The organism is Parabacteroides caecihominis (assembly GCF_023656785.1).
Taxonomy (GTDB): Bacteria; Bacteroidota; Bacteroidia; order Bacteroidales; family Tannerellaceae; genus Parabacteroides; species Parabacteroides segnis.
The window spans coordinates 1-21,009 of the sequence record NZ_JAMOKS010000029.1 but is presented as its reverse complement, the minus strand read 5'-3'; the positions used below and the strand labels follow the sequence as shown (position 1 = coordinate 21,009).

Annotated in this window: 17 protein-coding genes; 5 read left to right on the top strand and 12 right to left on the bottom strand. The window is 45.1% G+C overall.

The features are described from left to right. Positions 1-192 precede the first annotated feature (192 nt). A complete protein-coding gene (locus NBH14_RS20755; RefSeq protein WP_250817735.1) occupies positions 193-1,104 on the bottom strand; it encodes a HEPN domain-containing protein in 912 nt (303 codons plus the stop codon). Positions 1,105-1,620: 516 nt separating this feature from the next. Next, positions 1,621-2,424, bottom strand: a complete 804-nt coding sequence (gene proC, locus NBH14_RS20750) for a pyrroline-5-carboxylate reductase (RefSeq protein ID WP_186960072.1) — start codon at positions 2,422-2,424, stop codon at positions 1,621-1,623. Positions 2,425-2,538: 114 nt separating this feature from the next. Here proC and NBH14_RS20745 point away from each other — a divergent pair, with 114 nt between their 5' ends. Then, a complete protein-coding gene (locus NBH14_RS20745) occupies positions 2,539-3,753 on the top strand; it encodes a C1 family peptidase (protein WP_186960071.1) in 1,215 nt (404 codons plus the stop codon). 106 nt (positions 3,754-3,859) lie between these two features. On the opposite strand, the gene NBH14_RS20740 is transcribed toward NBH14_RS20745, so the two are convergent. From NBH14_RS20740 to NBH14_RS20695, 10 genes are all read right to left on the bottom strand, one after another. Further along, positions 3,860-4,417: a copper resistance protein NlpE N-terminal domain-containing protein gene (locus NBH14_RS20740; RefSeq protein WP_186960070.1), complete on the bottom strand. Its 558-nt coding sequence runs from the start codon at positions 4,415-4,417 to the stop codon at positions 3,860-3,862. Between the two features lie 98 nt (positions 4,418-4,515). Further along, positions 4,516-6,372, bottom strand: coding sequence for a mechanosensitive ion channel family protein (locus NBH14_RS20735; protein WP_186960069.1), 1,857 nt, complete (start codon positions 6,370-6,372; stop codon positions 4,516-4,518). A 27-nt stretch (positions 6,373-6,399) separates the two neighbouring features. Further along, on the bottom strand, positions 6,400-8,634 hold the full coding sequence (locus tag NBH14_RS20730) for a S9 family peptidase (protein ID WP_186960068.1): 2,235 nt from the start codon (positions 8,632-8,634) through the stop codon (positions 6,400-6,402). A 288-nt stretch (positions 8,635-8,922) separates the two neighbouring features. Further along, complete coding sequence (locus tag NBH14_RS20725; protein WP_048317916.1) at positions 8,923-10,050, bottom strand: aspartate aminotransferase family protein; 1,128 nt, start codon at positions 10,048-10,050, stop codon at positions 8,923-8,925. Between the two features lie 10 nt (positions 10,051-10,060). Further along, on the bottom strand, positions 10,061-11,029 hold the full coding sequence (argC, locus tag NBH14_RS20720) for an N-acetyl-gamma-glutamyl-phosphate reductase (protein WP_186960067.1): 969 nt from the start codon (positions 11,027-11,029) through the stop codon (positions 10,061-10,063). Beyond that, the gene (locus NBH14_RS20715) at positions 11,026-12,225 is read right to left on the bottom strand and encodes an argininosuccinate synthase (RefSeq protein ID WP_007653701.1); all 1,200 of its coding nucleotides are present in this window, start codon (positions 12,223-12,225) and stop codon (positions 11,026-11,028) included. Before NBH14_RS20715 ends, argC begins: the two co-directional genes overlap by 4 nt. A gap of 66 nt (positions 12,226-12,291) precedes the next feature. Further along, a complete protein-coding gene (locus tag NBH14_RS20710) occupies positions 12,292-12,885 on the bottom strand; it encodes a GNAT family N-acetyltransferase (RefSeq protein ID WP_007653699.1) in 594 nt (197 codons plus the stop codon). Positions 12,886-12,951: 66 nt separating this feature from the next. Then, the gene (gene argR / locus NBH14_RS20705) at positions 12,952-13,395 is read right to left on the bottom strand and encodes an arginine repressor (protein WP_044215257.1); all 444 of its coding nucleotides are present in this window, start codon (positions 13,393-13,395) and stop codon (positions 12,952-12,954) included. Between the two features lie 116 nt (positions 13,396-13,511). Beyond that, positions 13,512-16,004 (bottom strand): TonB-dependent receptor, encoded by a 2,493-nt coding sequence (locus tag NBH14_RS20700; RefSeq protein WP_186960066.1) that lies wholly within the window; start codon positions 16,002-16,004, stop codon positions 13,512-13,514. Further along, positions 16,001-16,855, bottom strand: coding sequence for a GLPGLI family protein (locus NBH14_RS20695; RefSeq protein WP_186960065.1), 855 nt, complete (start codon positions 16,853-16,855; stop codon positions 16,001-16,003). The genes NBH14_RS20700 and NBH14_RS20695 overlap by 4 nt, the downstream gene beginning before the upstream one ends. A 179-nt stretch (positions 16,856-17,034) precedes the next feature. On the opposite strand from NBH14_RS20695, the gene NBH14_RS20690 reads away from it, so the two are divergent. From NBH14_RS20690 to NBH14_RS20675, 4 genes are all read left to right on the top strand, one after another. Then, complete coding sequence (locus tag NBH14_RS20690; protein ID WP_186960064.1) at positions 17,035-18,435, top strand: sensor histidine kinase; 1,401 nt, start codon at positions 17,035-17,037, stop codon at positions 18,433-18,435. Positions 18,436-18,468: 33 nt separating this feature from the next. Then, the gene (locus NBH14_RS20685; RefSeq protein ID WP_128134106.1) at positions 18,469-19,152 is read left to right on the top strand and encodes a response regulator transcription factor; all 684 of its coding nucleotides are present in this window, start codon (positions 18,469-18,471) and stop codon (positions 19,150-19,152) included. Positions 19,153-19,248: 96 nt separating this feature from the next. Continuing rightward, positions 19,249-20,049, top strand: coding sequence for a M48 family metallopeptidase (locus NBH14_RS20680; RefSeq protein WP_010800296.1), 801 nt, complete (start codon positions 19,249-19,251; stop codon positions 20,047-20,049). A 357-nt stretch (positions 20,050-20,406) separates the two neighbouring features. After that, positions 20,407-21,009, top strand: a 603-nt coding sequence (locus tag NBH14_RS20675; protein WP_250817734.1) for a transposase, incomplete at its 3' end; no start/stop codon positions are given.

Sequence of the window (21,009 nt, the reverse complement as noted above, 5' to 3'; positions counted from 1 at the left end):
CCCTATAATAAACTAATTGTTAACTCCTTACTTAGTATAACTACCCTGTACAGGATAATCGATTAGCCTGTACACCCTGGTGGATTATCCTGTACACCTTGGCTGGCTATCCTGTACACCTTGCCAATAAGAAGTCCTTACATTTCAATTAGTTAGTAGGGAGGAATGAATTAGTTTCCCGGCTTCTGCCGGTTAGTTTGTCGTTCTGGCACGACTCGCATATTCCTTTATTCTATTTTCGCAAACATCTTTGGTGATCGCTGCTAAATGCTCTACACGTGGAATTAAGGCTTCTATATCTTCCTTCGTTGTAGCATAATATTTATTGTATCGTGCTTCTATGTAGGCTTTAAGCAACAAATTGAACAATCGTATTTCTTCTTCGGTATCGCGGGGGAATACTTTGGTTATTTCCAAAGAATGTGTTTTGGCAGCTTTAATTAACTCTTCCAAATCATGTATTTTATAGGTATGCATTGTAAATGTCAGAATAATAGCACGGTATAAGTTCTCGCAAGCCTGATGCAAAAAGAAAGCAGCGATATTAAAATCTCTGTCGTCATAAGCATGACGGGCACTGCGTATAAAACTTGTCGCTATTTTAAATTTAGTAGTATAATATTCCTGTCCCAACTCTCCAATCTCGGAAAAATTAAGCTTGCGGCGACGGGCTAATTTGCAATTACCACTATCGTATAGCAGGATACCTTCTTTCTTTATGTCTGTATAAAAGTAGCGGCTTTTTGTTATTTCTTTGTTAAAGTCTTTGATCGTTTCATCGATAAAATGAATGTGAGTCGTAAATGCAAATCTTCCCATCCCTTTATATTTGTAATAACGATCTTCCACTTTTTCCAACTGACGGCTTATTCCGTTACTATTGCAATCATTCCGGGTGATGACCAGTATATCGAAATCACTCATGAAATAAGTCGGTATTCCAAACTCGATCCGTTGATCATACTCTACGTAGTTGCCACGAGCATAACTACCGTAAAGAATGATCATTTCACATTGATCACCAAGAACTTCGACTACATATCGGGCGATCAGACGTAAATCGGTCTGTTTCTCTTTAGGTAAATGGGATAAGGACTTTTTCATTCGGATTTGCATTTATCATAGCATACAAAAGTATGGAAAAAAGGAATAAAACCCGTACATTTGCTGCAAAATATATAAAGCTTTTACTCGCTACGTTGTAGTATGCCTTTTTCTTACATTAACAAGTCTCCTTGCGAATGACATAACATCCGAAATTAGAAATAATTGAGCTATCCCGTTCCCGTGCTCGACACGGGATCGCAAAGGGACAGACCGTATCGACTTTCAACGAGGCTTGCCTCGTGCCGCAGGCTCTTTTTTGCCGTTGGTTTCAACCAACGGTTTTAAATACAGGAGGCAAAGCCTCTTCCTTTGTGGGATTTATCCCCTTTCATTATAATAACACCCGGGAAAGGGGTTGAAACCCACAGAGGAATCCGGTAAAACCGGAAAGATTATCTATCCGTCAGTTGAAACTGACGGCAAAAGAGAGCCTGCGGCATGGGACTTTGCCCCATTAAAGAGACACAAATAGCTCAAATTTGATAAATTCTGAATCAATTTATAATTCTTTTTTTATTTACTGGCTTTCAATCCCCTGATGACAGAAGAGGTGAAACCGGACAGTTCCATTTCATTCAACCCCTTGATGGTAATACCGCCGGGAGTGGTAACCTTGTCGATCTCCATTTCCGGATTGCTCTTGTTTTCCAATAACAGGTCGGTAGCCCCCTTTACGGTATGGACAACGATCTCCTGTGCCTGCTTCGGATAGAAACCCAATTCGACACCGCCTTCAATAGCAGCACGGATATAACGGAGGGCGAAAGCGATACCGCTGGATGCCAGTGCAGTACCGGCACCCATCAGGCGTTCTTCTACCAACATCGCATTGCCAAGCTCATTGAATATATTTATTATCAGGTCGGATTGCTCCGGTGTTGCGTTATGGGCGGAGACGAAAGTCATACTGCTCAATACCTCGATAGCGGTGTTGGGCATAATACGGAAAAGGGCCGGAGTAACCCAGTCTTCATAACTGGTGTTTTTAGTGAGATAAGAATTCAGCGTATCGAAGGTGATTCCGGCAGCTACCGAAACGATGATCTGTTTGTCGTAATCGAGCACTCCTTTTATTTGGTCGATGATCTCTTCCACCCGCCAGGGCTTTACTGCTATGACGATGATGTCTGCTCCCTTTACAGCTTCTATGTTGTTGAGTGACAACACAAAGTCTGGATTGGCCGCTTTCATTTTGTCCAATGTAGCTTGCGACTGTGCTGTACAGGTTATGTCAGATGCTTTGAACATATGTCCTTTTGCCAGTCCGCGGGCAATGGCGCCGCCGATATTTCCGGCTCCGATAATAGTTATTTTCATGTCTCCGTTAATTTATAAATGTAAAATCATGAGTTGCAAAAGTATGGAAAAAAGGAATAAAACCCGTACATTTGTCTCAAAATGTATAATTGCTAATATAATCGAAAACAAAAGATGAAGAAACTTATTGTTGCCAGTCTGATGCTGGCTTGTGCGTTCTCTGCAACAAATGTCGGAGCACAAGAAAAAGAGGGAGAAAAAGAAGAAGGTTTCATTTTTACAACAGTAAAGGAAAACCCGATTACATCCATTAAGAATCAGAACCGGGCAGGTACTTGCTGGTGCTACTCTACCATGGCTTTCCTGGAATCTGAATTGCTTCGTATGGGAAAGGGAGAATATGATCTTTCGGAGATGTTTACCGTTTACCACACTTATCAGGATCGTGCCGATATGGCTGTCCGTACTCATGGCGATGCTTCGTTCTCGCAGGGTGGGTCTTTCTATGATGTGATTTACGGAATGGAAGCTTTCGGTTTGGTGCCGGAAGAAGAAATGCGCCCCGGGGTGATGTATAGCGATACATTGAGTAACCACGGAGAGTTGTCTGCCCTCACAGATGCTATGGTGGGTGCCATGGCCGGTGGTAAAGTAAAAAAATTCCAGTATGACGAGGATTATAACCTGTTGTGGAAAAAGGCTGTAGCTGCCGTGCATGAAATCTATCTAGGAAAAGTTCCGGAAAAGTTTACTTATAAAGGAAAAGAATACACTCCGAAGTCATTTTATGAATCTACAGGATTAAAACCGTCGGATTATGTATCGTTGACTTCTTATACGCATCATCCGTTCTATACGCAGTTCTCGCTGGAAATCCAGGATAACTGGCGTCACGCATTGTCTTACAACCTGCCGATCGATGAGTTCATGGAAGTGTTCGACAATGCGATCAATACAGGTTATACGATTGCCTGGGGATCCGACGTAAGTGAGTCTGGCTTTACCCGCGACGGTGTAGCTGTTATGCCTGACAACGAAAAGGTACAGGAACTGAGCGGATCTGACATGGCTCATTGGTTGAAGATGAAACCGGAAGAAAAGAAATTGAATACGAAACCGCAACCGCAGAAATGGTGTACACAGGCAGAACGCCAGTTGGCTTATGATAACTGGGAAACTACTGACGACCACGGTATGCAGATTTATGGTATTGCCAAAGATCAGGAAGGAAACGAATATTATATGGTGAAAAACTCTTGGGGTACAGCCAACAAATATAACGGTATTTGGTATGCATCAAAAGCATTCGTACGTTACAAAACAATGAACATTGTCGTACACAAAGATGCACTTCCGAAAGCAATTAAGACGAAGTTAGGAATTAAGTAAAATAACAGTCATTTGATAATAAAGCAAAAAGAGGCGTTTCCCGGTAGGAGTTGGGGCGCCTCTTTTCTATTTATACAAAGATGTGCTTTTTTATAGGGTAGCTTTTTTATGGAACCAGTATCAGCGTGTAATTCAGATCTGATGCTGCTTTCTGTAATTCCTGATTTAATAGTGTCAGGCTGTCGCCTTCTGCCTGGAAGTAAAATGCCATGTCGCCGTCGCTGGGGATCAGTTCGTAAACGATTGCTTCAGAGTTAGACGGTGTTCCATGTTTTACTTTGCGTTTGCCGGTAGAAGAGAATGTTTTATCCTTTCCGTTTTCAGCTTCCAGGTAAGTGGCGTCCATTTCGTAAACGCCGTCGTCGCTATCCTGCTGATAATATAAAGTCAGGTCATAAACGATGCCGGGACCGTCTGCTGCCGGGAATGTACCCTTATATTTTTTCTGAATAACACTTCCTTTTTTAGGATCTACTTTCAGCGAATCACGCATATTGACCGGTTTGGCAGCTTTTCCTGTTACGGTAGGCAAAGCCGGTGCGCCTGGCGCAGCCTCGTCTATTGCATAAATATCTTCTTCTATAAGAGCGGGTTCGGTTGTTTTCTTCCCGCTACATGCAGCTAATAAGGCCAGAGCTGCTACTGCGATAAAATACTTTTTCATTATTCTGCATTTTTTATTAGTGACTTTGCGTTATAACAAAAGTCCCCCTGCATTTTGTTTTGCAGGAGGACTTTTTTAACTATATAATGCGCTGTTTCTTACTTTTTATCAGGAGAATCCGGCTTTTGCTGATATTCAGCCGGGATAGTGACGGCACTTCCGTCACGTCCTGCATAATAGTGGGGTGACATGATCTCGATGCCGGCTTCGTTAAATACATCCTGTATGTTCTGATGCAGGTCCGAATAGATCTGCGAAAGCTGGTCGGCTTCCTTTATATATGCATTTATCTGGTAACAGGGGTAGTAATCCTGCAACTCCGTTTCCAGAACGAAGGGTTTCGGGTGTGACATGACTCCCGGCGTGGATCGCGCTGCGTTGATCAGTAACTGATGGACCTGGCGCCAGGGGACATCGTAGCCGATGCTGACTGTCGAGTGGATGATCAGGCCGAACTGACGGGCAGAGGCACTGTAATTGACCGTATGTGACGACATGATGAACGAGTTCGGGATCGTGACCACTTCATTTTTAGGTGTGCGGATACGGGTGACGAACGGAGTTTTCTCAATCACATTTCCGGTCGTCTCGTTTAATTTGATGCGGTCGCCCAGTTTGAAAGGCCGCATGTAAGTGATGACGAGTCCTGCTATGATATTTCCGATAACCGTGCTCGATCCTAAAGAAACGATCAGTCCGACGAAGACAGATATCCCCTGGAACACACCGGAGTCGGAGCCGGGCAGATAAGGATAGATCATCGCGATCATAAACGCGTAGAGCAGGAAGCGTATGATATTGAAAGAGGGTTGCGCCCAGTCCGGATAGAAGCCGGTGATTTTGAGCTTTTCGCTTTCAATCTCATTGGCTATATACTGAATACCCTTAATGATGTATTTTACGCAGTAATAAATGACAATGATAATGAACAGGTTGGGGATATATTCAATAACCGATTTAAGAACCATCTTGATCGGTTCTATGATATAAGTGAACAGTTTCATTGCCAGGTGTTCCGTCTGTGGGAATATGGCGAACAACATCGGAACACTGAACATAAGTTGTATCAGCAGGACAATATAACGCAGGATATTATTCAGAAAGATGAGTATTCTGCCTTGCCGGTGGGTATTCAGAAACTCATAATCCCGTATGGTAATGGATTTGAGCTTGTTTTGTTTCAGCCAGATAATCCGGCGGCGGAGTTTCCTGAACAGATAGTTGGTCAGTTTGAACAGGAAATATTGGACGACCAGTACCAAGATGAACAAGGCAACCCGTTTGGCAATCTGAAGTATACTGTGTTCCTTTTTTAACTCCAGGATCTTATTATTGACAACAGACTGATACTCTTTGGCTAGTTTTTCCCTTTCCGTATTCAACCAAAGGGCGTCCTGATCCGTCACACTGAGTATCACTTTTTCCCCGTACATGATATCTGTCTGGTATTCACTGTTAAACAGGTAGACTGAATCTGTTTTCAGGCTCAGGTCTTTACCTATTTTCTGGATCATGTTGACGGCATTTTCTGCCCGGTCATAGGCCGAGACACCTCCTCGTTTGGCGTAGAAAGTGAGGAGGGTATCATTGTCGATGATCAGATGAACACCGGGAGTCAGCGTCCGTAGCGAGTCGATGCTGCGGCGCTGTTCTTCTTTTTTCAGCGAGTCGGTGGTGATATGCTTGTTCAGCGCGTCACTCAACTCGGTCCGGAGTACGATTTCGTTCAACTTCATCTCCTGCAACTGAAGTTCCAACTCCTGCATCCTGATGGAATCCAGGCGGAGTTTATCTTCAATCGCTGCCGATGAATCAGCAGGAATGTCATTTGTTTTATTTTCTGTAATAACGGCATTCAGTAATCCTTCCGCCTTTTCCCTGATCTGGGACGTTGCCCGGGAAGGCATAAGGAATATTGCCGATATGGCGGCAATGCACAAAATCAACTGTTTCATTGTGTTTTTACCCTTTTAGTGATTGTTTTATTTGCCTCCTGCCGGCAGATGGTCCAGCCAGTATTTAGCCATACTTTTCCGTAGGTGCAGGCTTGTTCCTTCGCGTTCGTAGATGCCGTGGCTACGCATCGGATAACTGATCTGGCTGAATACTTTGCCATGTTTAACCAGTTCGTCCACCAGCATTTCGCAGTTCTGGTAGTGCACGTTATCGTCCCCCGTTCCGTGTATCAGCAACAGGTTGCCCTGCAAGCCTTCGGCGTAGGAGATAGGGGAACCTTTGCGGTAACCTTCCGGGTTATTCTGTGGTGTGTTCATATAGCGTTCCTGATAAACGGTATCGTATAAACGCTGGTCGGCAACGGCGGCGATCGCAATGCCCGTATGGAATATTTCCGGATAGCGGAACATGCAGTTCAATGTCTGGCTACCACCGCCGCTCCATCCGTTGATGCCGATGCGTGACAGGTCGATGAACGGATACTGGCGTGCCAGGTCTTGTATGCCCCGTGCCTGGTCTTCCGATGCAAATGTGCCGACTTCGCCATAGATGCACTTGCGCCATTCCCGGCCGCGTGGAGCATTGGCCCCGCGGTTTTCGATGCTGACATAGATATATCCCTGATTCACCAGATATTGATTCCACAGGTCACCGCCTCCCCATGAGTCCTGTACGGTCGAGCCGGCTGGTTCGCCGTAGACTTCGATGATGACCGGATATTTCTTTGAAGGGTCGAAATTGACAGGTTTAATCATGCAGACGTCCAGTAGCAGGTCGCCCGATTTGGCTTTGACAAACTCTTTCGGGTTCAGTCCCAGGGCATCGTATTGTTTCTTGGCCTCTGCATTATCTTCGAGGATGCGTACGGATTGATTTTTCGGGAATGAAACCATGTCGATCACCGGAGGGGTTACCGAGTTGCTGTAGGTATGTACGGCCCATTTTCCGGTCGGAGACATGTTGTAGCGGTGCTGTCCCGGCTGGTTTTCCGGACTTAGCCGTTTCACTTCGCCTTTGCCGAACAGGTTGGCGCTGTACAGGTAACGTTGCGTATAGTTTTCCGGTGAAGCGATAAAATAGACCAGCCCCTTTTGCAGGTCGGTCCCGACGGGCTGGATATAGTCGAAGTCACCTTTGGTAACGGGGACGATCTCTTTTCCGTCGCGGCTTACACGATACAGGTGGCGCCATCCGCTCCGTTCGCTTTCCCAGGTGAAATACTGGTTGTTTTTCAGCCATTGAATATTATCGTTCGTGTCCAGCCATGCCGCATCTTTATCCGTAAAGATATTCTTAGGGGTTGCGCTGCCGATTTGGGCGATCCATACTTTGTTGGTATTTTGTTCCCGGTTCAACTGCTGGATGAACAGTTCATTGCTTTCGGGGATGAAGTCCATGCGCGGGATATAGTTGTTGCGGGGATCTCCGGGAATGTCGATCCAGGTCGTTGTTCCTCCTGCTGCCGGGATGTATCCGACTTTTACAGCCGAGTTGGCAGTTCCTGCTTTCGGATAGGGGAAATGGAGGATAGTGGGATAGATAGAATCGACGTTGTTGATGATATCGAATACGCCGGTTCCTTCCGTATCGCTTTGCCAGTAAGCGATGTATTTGCCGTCCGGGCTCCAGCGGAAACCGTCGCGGCAACTGAATTCCTCTTCATATACCCAGTCGAATGTACCGTTTACGATGGTCTTGCTTCCGTCGCTGGTCAGTTGGGTGATTTTGCCGGAGTTTATGTCTTCCACATATATATTATTGTTGGAAACGTAAGCCACCCTTGTTCCGTCGGGTGAGAATTTGGCGAACATCATGGACGATTCGGGTAGTCCTTTTCCCAGTTGGCGCAGGTTGCCGTCATGTAAAGAAAGTACCCAGTAATCACCACGGGTATCGTAGCGCCATACACGTTGCGTATTGTTGTAGATCAGAACTTTATCATTGTCATCACTCCACGATATTCTTCCCATGGCAATTTTCTTGCCGGTCGATTTATCTGTGAACATAGCAGAGGGGATAATTACTTCGCGGGCATTGTCTTTGGCGCGATAGGCTACGACATCCATTCCTCCTTCTTCCTTGTTTGGTTCGAGGCGGCTGTAGCGCTCCCCGTCTTTCATCCAGTTCATGGCACCAACGCCTTTTGTCCGGATAAGTTTTCCACTCAGTACATCTTCTAAATCCAATGATTTTTGTGCGGTACACAGATTACTGCAAAAAATAGTAATAGCGGCGGCAACAATCAGCTTATTTAGTTTCATTTGTATTTATTGTATTTGTTTCTGAACATACAAATAACGTAAAGTTCTTTGAGATAACAAAGGGGAAACTCTTTATTATTATCATTGCGGCTTCAAAAGAGGTTCCCGATACCGCGAAAGGGGAGGTTCCCGATGTAGCAACAGTACTGTCTCGATACTAGGAACCGAGGCGTTGTCGTTAAAGGAACCGAAGCGTTGCTGATACTGCAACCGTACAGGAGATAAAATAAAGCAAGAAGGCCGCCTTCGGAAATTCCGTTGGCGGCCTTCTTTATAATAAAGAACTAATTAAGCATTGAGTACTTTTTTGAAACGGGTAAGGAATTCTTTCGCTTCGTCCATTGTCAGGCAAAGCGGCGGAAGCAGACGGATCGTATTGGTGCCGGCCACTCCGGTGAATACCTTTTCTTCGAAGAGCAGTTTGCTGCGCACTTCTTTGATAGACTCTTCAAACTCGATACCGATCATCAGGCCGCGTCCTCTGATCTCTTTGATCCCCGGCAGTTTGTGTAACTCTTCAATCAGGAAGTTACCAACCTGTGCAGCATTGTCGATCAGTTTTTCATTTTCCATGATTTCCAGAACGGCGATAGCAGCCGCACAAGCCAGATGGTTACCACCGAAAGTGGTTCCCAACATACCGTAAACGGGTTTGAACATCGGGCTGATCAGCAATCCGCTCATCGGGAAACCGTTGCCGATGCCTTTAGCCACTGTGATCAGGTCCGGTTTGATACCAGCATACTGGTGGGCGAAGAATTTACCGCTACGTCCGTAACCGGATTGGATTTCGTCCAGAATCAGGCAAGCCTCATATTTTGTACACAGGGCACGCAGTTCTTTCATAAAGTCGTCTGTCGGAAGCTGGATACCGCCGACACCCTGGATACCTTCGATGATTACGGAAGATACATCTCCTTTCTGCAATTCAGCTTCAACGGCTGCCGAATCGTTCAGTGGCAGATAGGTCACTGCCAGGTCTTCATTCACTGGGGCAATGATTTTCGGGTTGTCCGTTACGCGAACCGCAGCCGAAGTACGTCCGTGGAAAGCATGCTTGAAAGCGATCACCCGTTTCTTGCCATTATGGAAAGAAGCCAGTTTCAGCGCATTTTCATTTGCTTCGGCACCTGAGTTGATCAGAAACAGTGAGTAGTCATCATAACCGGATGCTTTACCGAGCTTGTCAGCCAGTTTTTGTTGCAGGCTGTTGATGACCGAGTTGGAATAGAATCCCAGTTTGTTTACCTGGTCGGTGATAGCAGCTACATAAGTAGGGTGGCTGTGACCGACGGAGATAACGGCATGTCCGCCGTACAGGTCGAGGTATTCAGTACCTTCCGTATCCCATACATGGCATCCTTTGCCTTTTACAATCTCTATATTAAATAAAGGATATACGTCGAATAATTTCATAATTTCTTATTTAAAACGCTGACGGTTTGAGATGTAATCCTACAGTCTCTTCCAAACCGAACAGCAGGTTCATATTATGCACCGCTTGTCCGCTGGCGCCTTTCAACAAGTTGTCGATCATGGAAATGATCAGCAGTTTGTTGTCGTATTTCTGAAGATACAGGAGGCACTTGTTGGTGTTGACTACCTGTTTCAGGTCCGGGTTCTTATCGGTAATGAACGTGAATGAATGATCATCGTAATACTCTTCGTAAATACGGCGGATTTCATCCAGTCCCACCTTGCAGTCGATGTAGGTCGTTGCAAAAATACCACGGGAGAAATTACCCCGCACCGGAATGAAGTTGATATTGCTTTCGAAACTATTCTGTAACTGACGCAGGCTCTGGCCTATCTCGGCCAAATGCTGGTGTGTGAACGGTTTATAGATCGAAATGTTATCGTTTCGCCAGCTGAAATGGGATGTTGACGAAGGCTTTACGCCGGCTCCCGTGGAACCGGTGATCGCATTCACATGCAACTCCGAGTTTAACATCAGATGCTTGGCCAGCGGCAAAACGGCTAACTGGATACAAGTGGCAAAACAACCGGGGTTTGCAATGTGTTGGGACTTGCAGATACGTCGTCGGTTCAGTTCGGGCAGGCCGTAAACGAAATCGTGTTCATCGCTTTCGATACGGTAATCCATGCTGAGGTCGATGATCTTCACGTTGTCGGGAACAGTATGGCTTTCCATGAATTTCTTTGTATCGCCATGAGCGGTACAGAAGAACAGAAGGTCAATGCTGTCTAGCGGGAGTTGGTCGGTGAAACGCATATCGGTTTCTCCGAACAGGCCGCAGTGAACGTCAGTGATCAGGTTGCCGGCGTTGCTGGTACTATTCACAAATGTAATCTCGGCGTCCGGGTGATTAAGCAGCAGACGAATCAATTCGCCTGCCGTATATCCCGCACCACCTATAATTCCGATCTTAATCATATTTCTTCGTCCTTATGGTTGTTATAATAAACACGCAGCGGTGTAGAAGTTACTTTGATAAAGCCTTTGGCATCTTCTGCTGTCCAGCCTTTCTGCATTTCACCGTATTCACCGAATTTAGTCTTCACCAGGTCATCTTCCGACTCGACGCCTACGGTAGAGAAAGACAGCGGACGCAGTTCGAGGATAGCCGTACCGTTTACGTTACGCTGTGATTCCTGCAACATGGCTTCGATGTCACGCATAACCGGTTCCAGGTACTGGCTTTCGTGCAGGAACATGCCGTACCAGTTGGCTACCTGGTCTTTCCAGTACTGCTGCCATTTGCTTAATGTATATTTTTCAAGGAAACGGTGTGCACCGATGATCAGCATGGGGGCGGCAGCTTCGAATCCTACACGGCCCTTAATACCGATGATTGTGTCGCCGACGTGCATATCGCGGCCGATACCGTAAGCTGCACCGATCTCTTCCACCTTCTGGATAGCTGCGATCTTGTCTTCGAAGACTTCACCGTTGACAGCATGGATCTCACCCTTTTTAAATTCGATACGCAGTTCTTCGCTACCGGTCTTTTCCACCTGTTTCAGGTAAGCGCTTTCGGGTAATCCCTGGGCAGAATCCAGAATTTCACCGCCGCAGATGGAAGTTCCCCACAAACCTACATTATAAGAGTATTTCAGTTTGGTGAAGTCGGCAACGAAACCATGTTCTTTCAGGTAATTGATTTCGTAGTCGCGGGTCAGCGCCATGTCACGTGTCAATGTGATGATTTCTACGTTCGGAGCCAGCACCAGGAATGTCATGTCGAAACGGATCTGGTCGTTACCGGCACCGGTCGAACCGTGGGCGATAGCGTCTGCACCGATCTCATTGGCATAACGTGCGATGGCCAAAGCCTGGAAGATACGTTCGGAGCTTACTGAGATAGGGTAGGTTCCGTTACGCAAAACGTTACCGAATACCATATACTTCAAACTCTTTTCGTAGTATTCCTTTGTAACGTCGATCGTTACATATTTGGTTGCGCCCAGTTTGTAGGCGTTTTCTTCGTTCTGTTTCAGTTGCTCTTCGCTGAATCCGCCTGTATTAGCGCAAGCGGCATATACTTCATACCCTTTTTCTTTGGCAAGGTACATAACGGTAAATGAGGTATCCAAACCTCCGCTGAATGCAACTACTACTTTCTTTTTCATTGTCTGTCTTTTTTTTGTGGGTTCCGTAAGGGCGTTTCGCGAAACGCTCTTACAAGGTCTCCTTTATTATTTATTATTATTTTTTTCTCTTTCGTCTGCTTCCCGTTTGGCACGGTGCGGGTCGGCAGGGTCGAACAACATCGCCGTACAGATGCAATATTTCCGGTTCGTGCGTTCCAGAATATCATGGTTTATACAACCGTTACAACCGCGCCAGAACGATTCGTCGTCCGTCAGGTCAGAAAAGGTAACCGGCACGTATCCCAGTTCCGTATTCATTTTCATTACTGCCGCGCCGGACGTAAGACTGAATATCTTAGCCTTCGGCCAACGCATGCGGGCCAGTTGAAACGTCATATCCTTGATCCGTTTGGCAATACCCAAACCACGGAAATCCGGATGAACAATTAAACCGGAGGTCGTCACATACTGCTTGTTACCCCACGATTCTATATAGCTGAAACCTGCAAACTGATCCCCGGCCAACGCAATGACCGCTTTCCCTTCAATCATTTTCTGGGCCACATATTCATGCGTGCGCTTAGCGATACCTGTTCCACGCACTTTGGCCGCCTCTTCAATGGTAGTCAATATCTTGTCTACGTATATTTCGTGAGAGGCGTCAGCAATCATTACATCGATTTCTGTTTCTTGTTTCATTTTTCCGATTGTTCTTTGTCTTCTTTTGTTTATAAACGGAAGAACCGTTGTCTCCCTTAATCGCCCTTATATAAAATGTGATAATGCTTTTACTATCCGGTCCCTGCTGATCCCTTCACGGGGGATGATCAGGATGGTGTCGTCTCCGGCAATCGTACCCAGTATCTCATGCGGGGCATGGGTGTCGATGTCGGATGCAATACCCATCGCATATCCCGGACGTGTCTTGACTACTGCCAGGTTTCCGGAAAATTCGATGTTCGGATGATGTTCTGTCTGCACCTTGTTCGGCTGTATCAAAGCTGAATAATCGGGCAGACAATATACATAATCGCCGTTCGCATCATGTACTTTGGCTACTTTCAGTTGCTTAATGTCGCGCGACAAAGTAGCTTGTGTCACCTGAAATCCGCTGGCTTCCAATTCTTTCAGCAGCTCTTCCTGGTTACATATAGCCTTTGTTTGTATGATACGGCAAATAGCATCCAATCGTTCCTTTTTTGTACTCATGTTTGTATATTTATGCAAAACGGTTGCAAATATAAAGCGAATAATTGAATAAATATACATACAAGGGCGGTTTTTTTGTATAATTATTATAATCCGCCTTTCATGTTTGTTTGTGTTTAAAATTTGTATCTGACCTTTACCAGAAATTCCCTGGGGCGGAGGGTTAGCCATGAGGTGTAACTTTCTGTGGTAGAATATTGTGTATACCGGTATTCTTTTTTATTAAATAAATTGGTGGCATCGGCAGCCAATTGCCATTTACCGGTTTTCCAGCGGAGGGAAATATGGGCGAAGAATGCATCTGCCGATTTGTCCCGGCTGATATCGTTATGATAATGATCGAGGGAAAGCTGAATATCCACGGCCGCCAGACTATAGATGATTCCGAACTTCTGAACTACGTTTAATAACGGGTTGAGGTGGGTTTCGCTCCCGATACGTGATCCTCCGTAATAAATAGTCGATTGGTAATTTATTTCCAGTAATCGTGACGGTGTCCAGCTTATTTTAGGTTCATATTGCATATAATCGGAACGGAAAGGTAATCGCTTCCCGTCACTGAGTTGCTCCGCTTTATTGCGCCCAATGAGATAGGAAAGGGCAAATTTTATCCCCCAATCGTAAAAGCCTTTCGACAGGGTTCCGTTGACAGACCAGTTATATGAATCATTTTTTTCTGGGAGAGATATGAGTGATACTTCTTCTCCCTCTACCCGTCGTTCAAAAATACGGTTTGATCGGTTATTGATATAGTTCAGGTAAAGTGTGAGGAAGAATTCATGTACCGTACTTTTATATTCTCCATACAGAGCGTATGATTGTTTTCGCTCTACTGGCAGTATCCCGTTACTCACGATCCGGTTCCGGAAACTTGTACGATAAGGAGAAGTGTATAGATTGGTGATATCTCCGTATGATTCTTTATATCCTGCACGGGCAGAAAAACGCCAGGCGTAATTTAACTTATAAAGGATGGATAAATAAGGATTAAGCGCCGGATGCGAGATTTCCGTTCCGGGAAAAGCAGTCCACCGGAACGGAAGGTTGAACGAAATACTCCATTTCGGCAGATTCCATTGGTATTCCGGAATAGCATATAGGGCGAAACCGTTATGCAGGTTATTTATATCTCCGGAAACACCGGCTGTATACCGTTGGGTGAGTACCCCTTTTTTGCGTAACAACGACAATGAATGATCGATGTATAACTGGTGCAGATTCATTTTATCCGAATAATCATTTATCCCGATTCGTGCCGGCAGGTTGTGATAGCGGACGAGTGAACGGGCTTCAATCGTATTTTTACCGCGTGTCCAAAGACCTTGCAGGTAATTGTGTACCCCGAAGTCCGGTGTTTGTATCCGTTGGGTGACGTTCTGTCCGGTTTGGATATGCGACAGGCTGTTTTCCCAATTTCCCGTCAGGTTGAAATGATTCGTAAGGAAAATATCTTCCGTGTTATTTTCAAAACTTGCTGCGAGTTCTGTACGGTCATTTCTGATTTGAGTATTGCTTTCTTCTTTCAGGGTGAGTGTATCGGCCTCCTGGTAATAATGAGTGATACTTCCTCGTTGCTGGCTTCGTAAGTCATGTACATAATTGGCATTTATCCGGAGTTGCGCCGTTTCATTCAGCTTATACAGGCGGTTGGCAGATAATGTATGTACCTGGTTGAACAGCAGCCTTTCTTTCTTCAAAGGTGCGCTCAGCGAGGGTTGTTTGAGGAACGTGGGGAGGAGCGACCCGTACTTTTTTTCCTCCTCTTCCGTCCGGAAAAATCTTTGCTCGTCTGTTACGTCGTTTCCGGTATTATTTCCTTTATAGAGATAGACCGACTGGCTTTTACGGCTTAACTGCATCGCATTCAGGTTGCCTGACCAGAGGATGGGGGAGCCTCCTGTTCCTCCTTCCAGATTGATGAGCCAGCGGTTGCGGAATTGTGGTTTCAGCTTTAGGTTGAGGGCTATATCTTCCGTCGATATTTTTTTACTGAGTACACGTATCGGTTGATGATTCTCCAACACTTGTACCGTTTCAACGGCATTAGCCTGGAGGTTATTGCTGATCTGCCCGTATCTCCCGTCGGACAGGTCCATCCCTTCCACATAGAAACGGCTTATATCTTTTCCGTTATACGATATTTTTCCGGCATCATTCACCTGGATACCCGGAAGTCGTTTTAATATATCCTTTACCGATTCATCTTTAGGGGAGATAAAACGGGACACATCATAATTGATCGTGTCTTGTCTCCCATAGATCCTTCCGGGACGTATTTCGACCTCCTTCAGGCTGAACGGCCGGAGGGAGAGCTGGAAATGCAATTTCTCACCGGGCACTACGGGAAGTACCATCGTGCCATATCCCAAGAGGGAAACACGGACAACCATTGAATCATTGACCTGTATAGCCGGAAAGATGAAACGTCCTTCCGCATCAGTCAGCGTATAATTAACAGGTATCCCGCTCCCTTTTTTCTGTAATTGAACGGTGGCGGCATCGACAGGCTTATTATTTTCAGCATCCGTAACGAGTCCCTCTATCTGTATTTGCGACCGCAGGTGAAAAGTAAGAAGGCACAAAAGAGATGCTATAATCAGTGGTCTCATCTTTCGATAGGATTATATGGCATATTCTTCGGACGGAACGGGCGGCCGTCTTCTCCTTTGATAGTCACCTTCACTCCGGGAGAGGTCTCCGTGACATAACCGATCGGATCTGACGCATAACGTTTATGTGCCTTCTGCAAATCTTTCGGTGAAACAGGTTCATATTCCGATCCGGTGAACTGTATCATTTCCTCTTTACGACTTTTCTCTATGCCTGAGCAGATGAACGTATAATGTCCCTGGCTGTCCGAGGCTTTGAGTATTAAACCGGGTAAGCCCTGTAATTTCCAGGGACCTTCACTTCTGGGGATTTCCGGGGCATACCAGGCTTCGTATTCCCTTCCGCGGAAATGACAGGTGGCTTTCCGGCAAGTATAGGAAAGAACGGTTGCAGTATCGGGGTATAAAGTCCATTCCGGCCTTTCGACCGGTTCCTCACACCGGAAACGGCTTGCCGCCAGCTGGTCGAGCGTCGTAGTTTTTCCCTTCGGATAATTCTTATAGATCTGGTCATTGACATAGCCGTTACTCTGTTTCAGATGTTCGGAGATAATTTCCTGTGAAGCTCCCGCCGCTTTGTCCGCTTCAATTAACGAATCCGTACGGAAGCGGGCGTAACTGTAGTATACCGAGCTCTGGGAGCCGACCTTTAGCATCATGGTTTCTTCCGTCCGTTTATCTGGTGACAAAGTATCACTGACGAAAGCTGTCTGATATTGGACGGTAAATAAAAGCTGGTCTATGGGTTTTGACCTCAGTACATCATTGATATCATATACCCGGATATTGACCTGTGCCGCTACGGAAAGCGTAGAACAGATGAATGCAATTGTTAATAGTGACTGTTTCATCTTTATTTTCTTTTAAATGGTTTGAGGCAAAATTACAGGCTTGAAAGAGTATGATAGGAAGAAATTTATTACTGAAGTATTACGAAGGGAAAATATTACTGTTTTATTATTTCGGGAAAAAATAGATTGTTTACTCTTTGTCCACTCGTCCTCCTTGTTAACTTTGTCGGAAAAAGAGGATGGAAAAACGCATACGACTTATCTATATATTCTCCTTATTTGCTGCATTGTCTGCGATTGGGATGCAGGGATATTGGCTGTATAACCAGCTTCAATATGAAATGCAACGATATGCAAAGGAACTGGTTGGAAAAATAAAAGAAGTAGAGGAAGAAGAGTTCCGTATGCGCAAGCAAGAAGCCCTGGATACAAAAGTGACCTATGTCTTGAACCGGAATGTGGAACATAGCGCTTCGTTGGTGGATGAGCGGTTGTCCCATACTTCTACGGGGTTTAAATTGAGTTTAAAAGATTCCGGTCGGATAGACCAGTTCAATCTGAAATTTAATGCGTCCATGCCGGAAGATAGCCTGCTGATGGGAGTGGACCGCTCGGTAGTGGATCATTTTGTCCCTTTTTCCGGCGAGCGTCTGGACAGCTTACTGAAAGTCCGGTTGCCGGAATATGCAATAAATTGTTCGCCCCTGGAAGTTGGCGATACGCTGGATACCGCCTCTTCCTGGCGACTGTCGGATGATACTTTTCTTCCGTCTTCTCTTCTTATTAAATATATGTATTCTCCATTTGAAGCGCGAGGCATCCTGATGAACGTATCGCTTTCTTTTCATCCGTTACTTGTCCGGATGGCCGGTCAGTTAGGAATAAGTCTGCTTTTGATCTTGTTGCTTATTTCCTGTCTGTGGTTCCAGATAGCTACGATCTTAAAACAGAAAAAGATCGGGATGATGCGGGAAGATTTTGTCCATACCATGATACATGAACTTAGACGTCCGGTACAAGCCCTGAAAATGTGTATCTCCTTTTTAAATGACCCGGAAATGCGTACAGATGAAGAGACTTGCCGGGAAGTTACCCATGATGCTATATTCGAATTGGATAATCTTTCTGCTTATTTGGGTAAACTGAAAGATATGGTGTGCGCTGATGGTGGCATGACTCCGTTTACTATTTCTTCATTTAATTTGCAGGAGTTGGTGGAGAAAGTGTTACGCCTCATACCGGTTCCGCCGGATAAACAGGTTTCTTTTTCTACGGCATATGCCCCCGGGTTGTCCCATATTACGGCAGATCCGGTGCATATGGCAAATATGTTATGTAATTTGGTAGAGAATGCAATCAAGTATTCCGGTCCAGAGGTCCATATACGTATTGTTGCAATGCGAATGGGTAAAAGTGTTGAATTGTCGGTGGAGGATGATGGTTTCGGTATTTCTCCGGCCGAGCAGCGGAAGGTTTTTGAGAAATTTTACCGTTCCCCCCGTTTATCAGGCAAACAGATACCGGGCCTTGGACTTGGTTTGAGTTATGTAAGACAGATCGTGGAAGCACATCATGGAAGAGTTTCTCTTCAAAGCAAAATAGGGGAGGGAACGAAAGTTATTGTGACATTACCTCAATAAGAATACAAAACGTTTTTATATACATTATAATATATGGCAACACCTCTGAGAATTTTACTGGCGGATGATGATCTGAAATACTCTATTCTTTTAAAGAGATTTCTGGAAAAAGAAGGTTATGAAGTAACCTATACAGGAAATGGAACGATGGCCTTGGAACAGTTTCCGGCGGTTAAACCGGATTTGGTTTTATTAGATATCAACATGCCGGGAAAGAATGGTTTTGAAGTAGCTGAAAAGATAAGGGAACAGGATCATAATGTCTTGATCTTTTTCTTATCCGACCGTTCGGATAAGAACGATCGTTTGAAAGGATTTAGTGTGAAGGGAAATGATTATCTGGCTAAACCCTTTTATCCGGAAGAACTGTTGGCACGTATCAGGGAACGTTTTGAACAAAATCTATCAGTGGAAACAGCAGAAGAACTATACTCTTTCGGAGATACGTTTTTCAACTATGCAACAAATGAAATACGTACAGGTAACAGTAAAACGCTGATTACCTCCCGGCAGGCGGATATTCTTCGTATCCTGGTACGTAACCTGAACAAGGCGGTAGACCGTAATGTCATTCTGGATGTCATATGGGGGAATAATTCATATGCCAATTCTCTTGCCCTGAATGTACAAATCACTTATCTGAGGAGAGCTCTGAAGAGGGATTTGTCTGTTGGTATTGTTTCTCTCACAAAGAAAGGATATATACTGAAAGGATAGTATTGTTATATATCTGTTGAGCAAAAATACCTTTGGAATTGTTCTATTCTTATAAAGAAATGATAATTTTGTATTCGTAAAAACTAAATGAGAGAGATGAAAAAGATTACAGGTTTATTGATGGCGATGCTTCTGATGCTGAGTGCGTGCGGAAGTGTGCCTTTGACAGGGAGAAAGCAGGTGTTGCTGGTTTCCGACCAGGAGGTATTGTCCTCCAGCTTAACGCAATACAGCGATTATATGAAATCAGCCACAAAGTCGTCGGATAAGAATGAGAGTGCGATGGTGACCCGTGTGGGTAAGAAGATTGCCGCAGCAACGGAGGCTTATCTGAAAGCGAACGGAATGGAAAGTGAGATTAAGAATTTCCAGTGGGAGTTCAATCTGGTGAAAGATAACCAGATAAATGCTTTTTGTATGCCGGGCGGAAAGATTGTGGTTTACGAAGGTTTGATGTCGCTGGTATCGTCGGATGACGAACTGGCCGTAGTAGTTGGTCACGAAGTGGCGCATGCGGTGGCAAAACATAGTAACGAACGGATGAGCCAGCAGTTGATGGCACAATACGGAGCCGCGATCTTGGGACAGGCTGTAAGCAATAAGAGTGCGGCAGTCCAGACGGTTGCCAATACGGTTTATGGCGTGGGGGCGCAGTATGGTGTCATGCTTCCTTTCTCACGCAAGCATGAATCGGAAGCGGATTATATGGGATTGGTATTTATGACGATGGCTGGATATAATCCCGATGTCGCGGTAAATTTCTGGCAAAAGATGTCTGCCGGAAAAAGCGGCTCGACTCCTGAATTTATGAGCACTCACCCAAGTGATGCCACTCGTATCGCAGAGATACAGCGGGCGTTGCCGGAGATTAAGGCGAAGTATAAAACGGGAAAATGATAATAAATGGAGTTGTATTAAAACCGATTTTTGATACAACTCCATTTGATAAGTTTTATTTACGTTCTTTTATTTCGCTTTGAAGTTGTTTGGGATTACGTCGGCAATCCCAAAGCATGTGGATATAAATATATTTATCGTGAACGGTATAAATTATTTTAATGTGACCCGAGACTAGTGAACGGTAAGAGAGTTGATCTACGTCATTCAGACAGGTTTCACAGAATCCCAGAAAAGGATGTAAACAGAGTAAATGATATATGTCATGATGAAGTGTGTCGCGGACTTTTTGGAGGATGTAAATTAAACTGTGTCAGCAAGGAATAAAGTATTAACTTTGCTAACACAGTTTTTTTTATGAAAGAAGAATTTGATTTCGAGAGTATCAAGAACAAGGCTATTGAACAGCTGAAAGCCGGCAAGCCTTTGTTGGGTAAGGACGGCGCCTTTGCCCCACTATTGGAAAGTATATTGAATGCAGCCCTGGAAGGAGAGATGGATGCACATTTGACAGAAGAAGAACGCCAGATGGGCAACCGTCGCAACGGAAAGATGCAAAAGCAGGTTCAGACTCCCTTGGGCGAAGTAACCGTTTCTACTCCCCGTGACCGTAATTCGAGTTTTGATCCCCAGTTTATCAAGAAGCGTGAGACTATTCTGGCAGAAGGTGTTGCTGACCGTATAATTGGCTTGTATGCAATGGGAAACAGCACTAGGGAAATCAGTGACTGGATGGAAGAAAATCTTGGGAATCGTGTTTCGGCCGACACAATCAGTTCCATCACAGACCGTGTACTTCCGGAGATAAAGGCATGGAAATCACGGATGCTTGATTCTGTTTATCCTATAGTCTGGATGGATGCCATTCATTACAAAGTAACGGATGAACGTGGCTGCGCGGTAACCCGTGCGATCTATAATGTACTGAGCATTGACAGGGAGGGACACAAGGAGCTACTT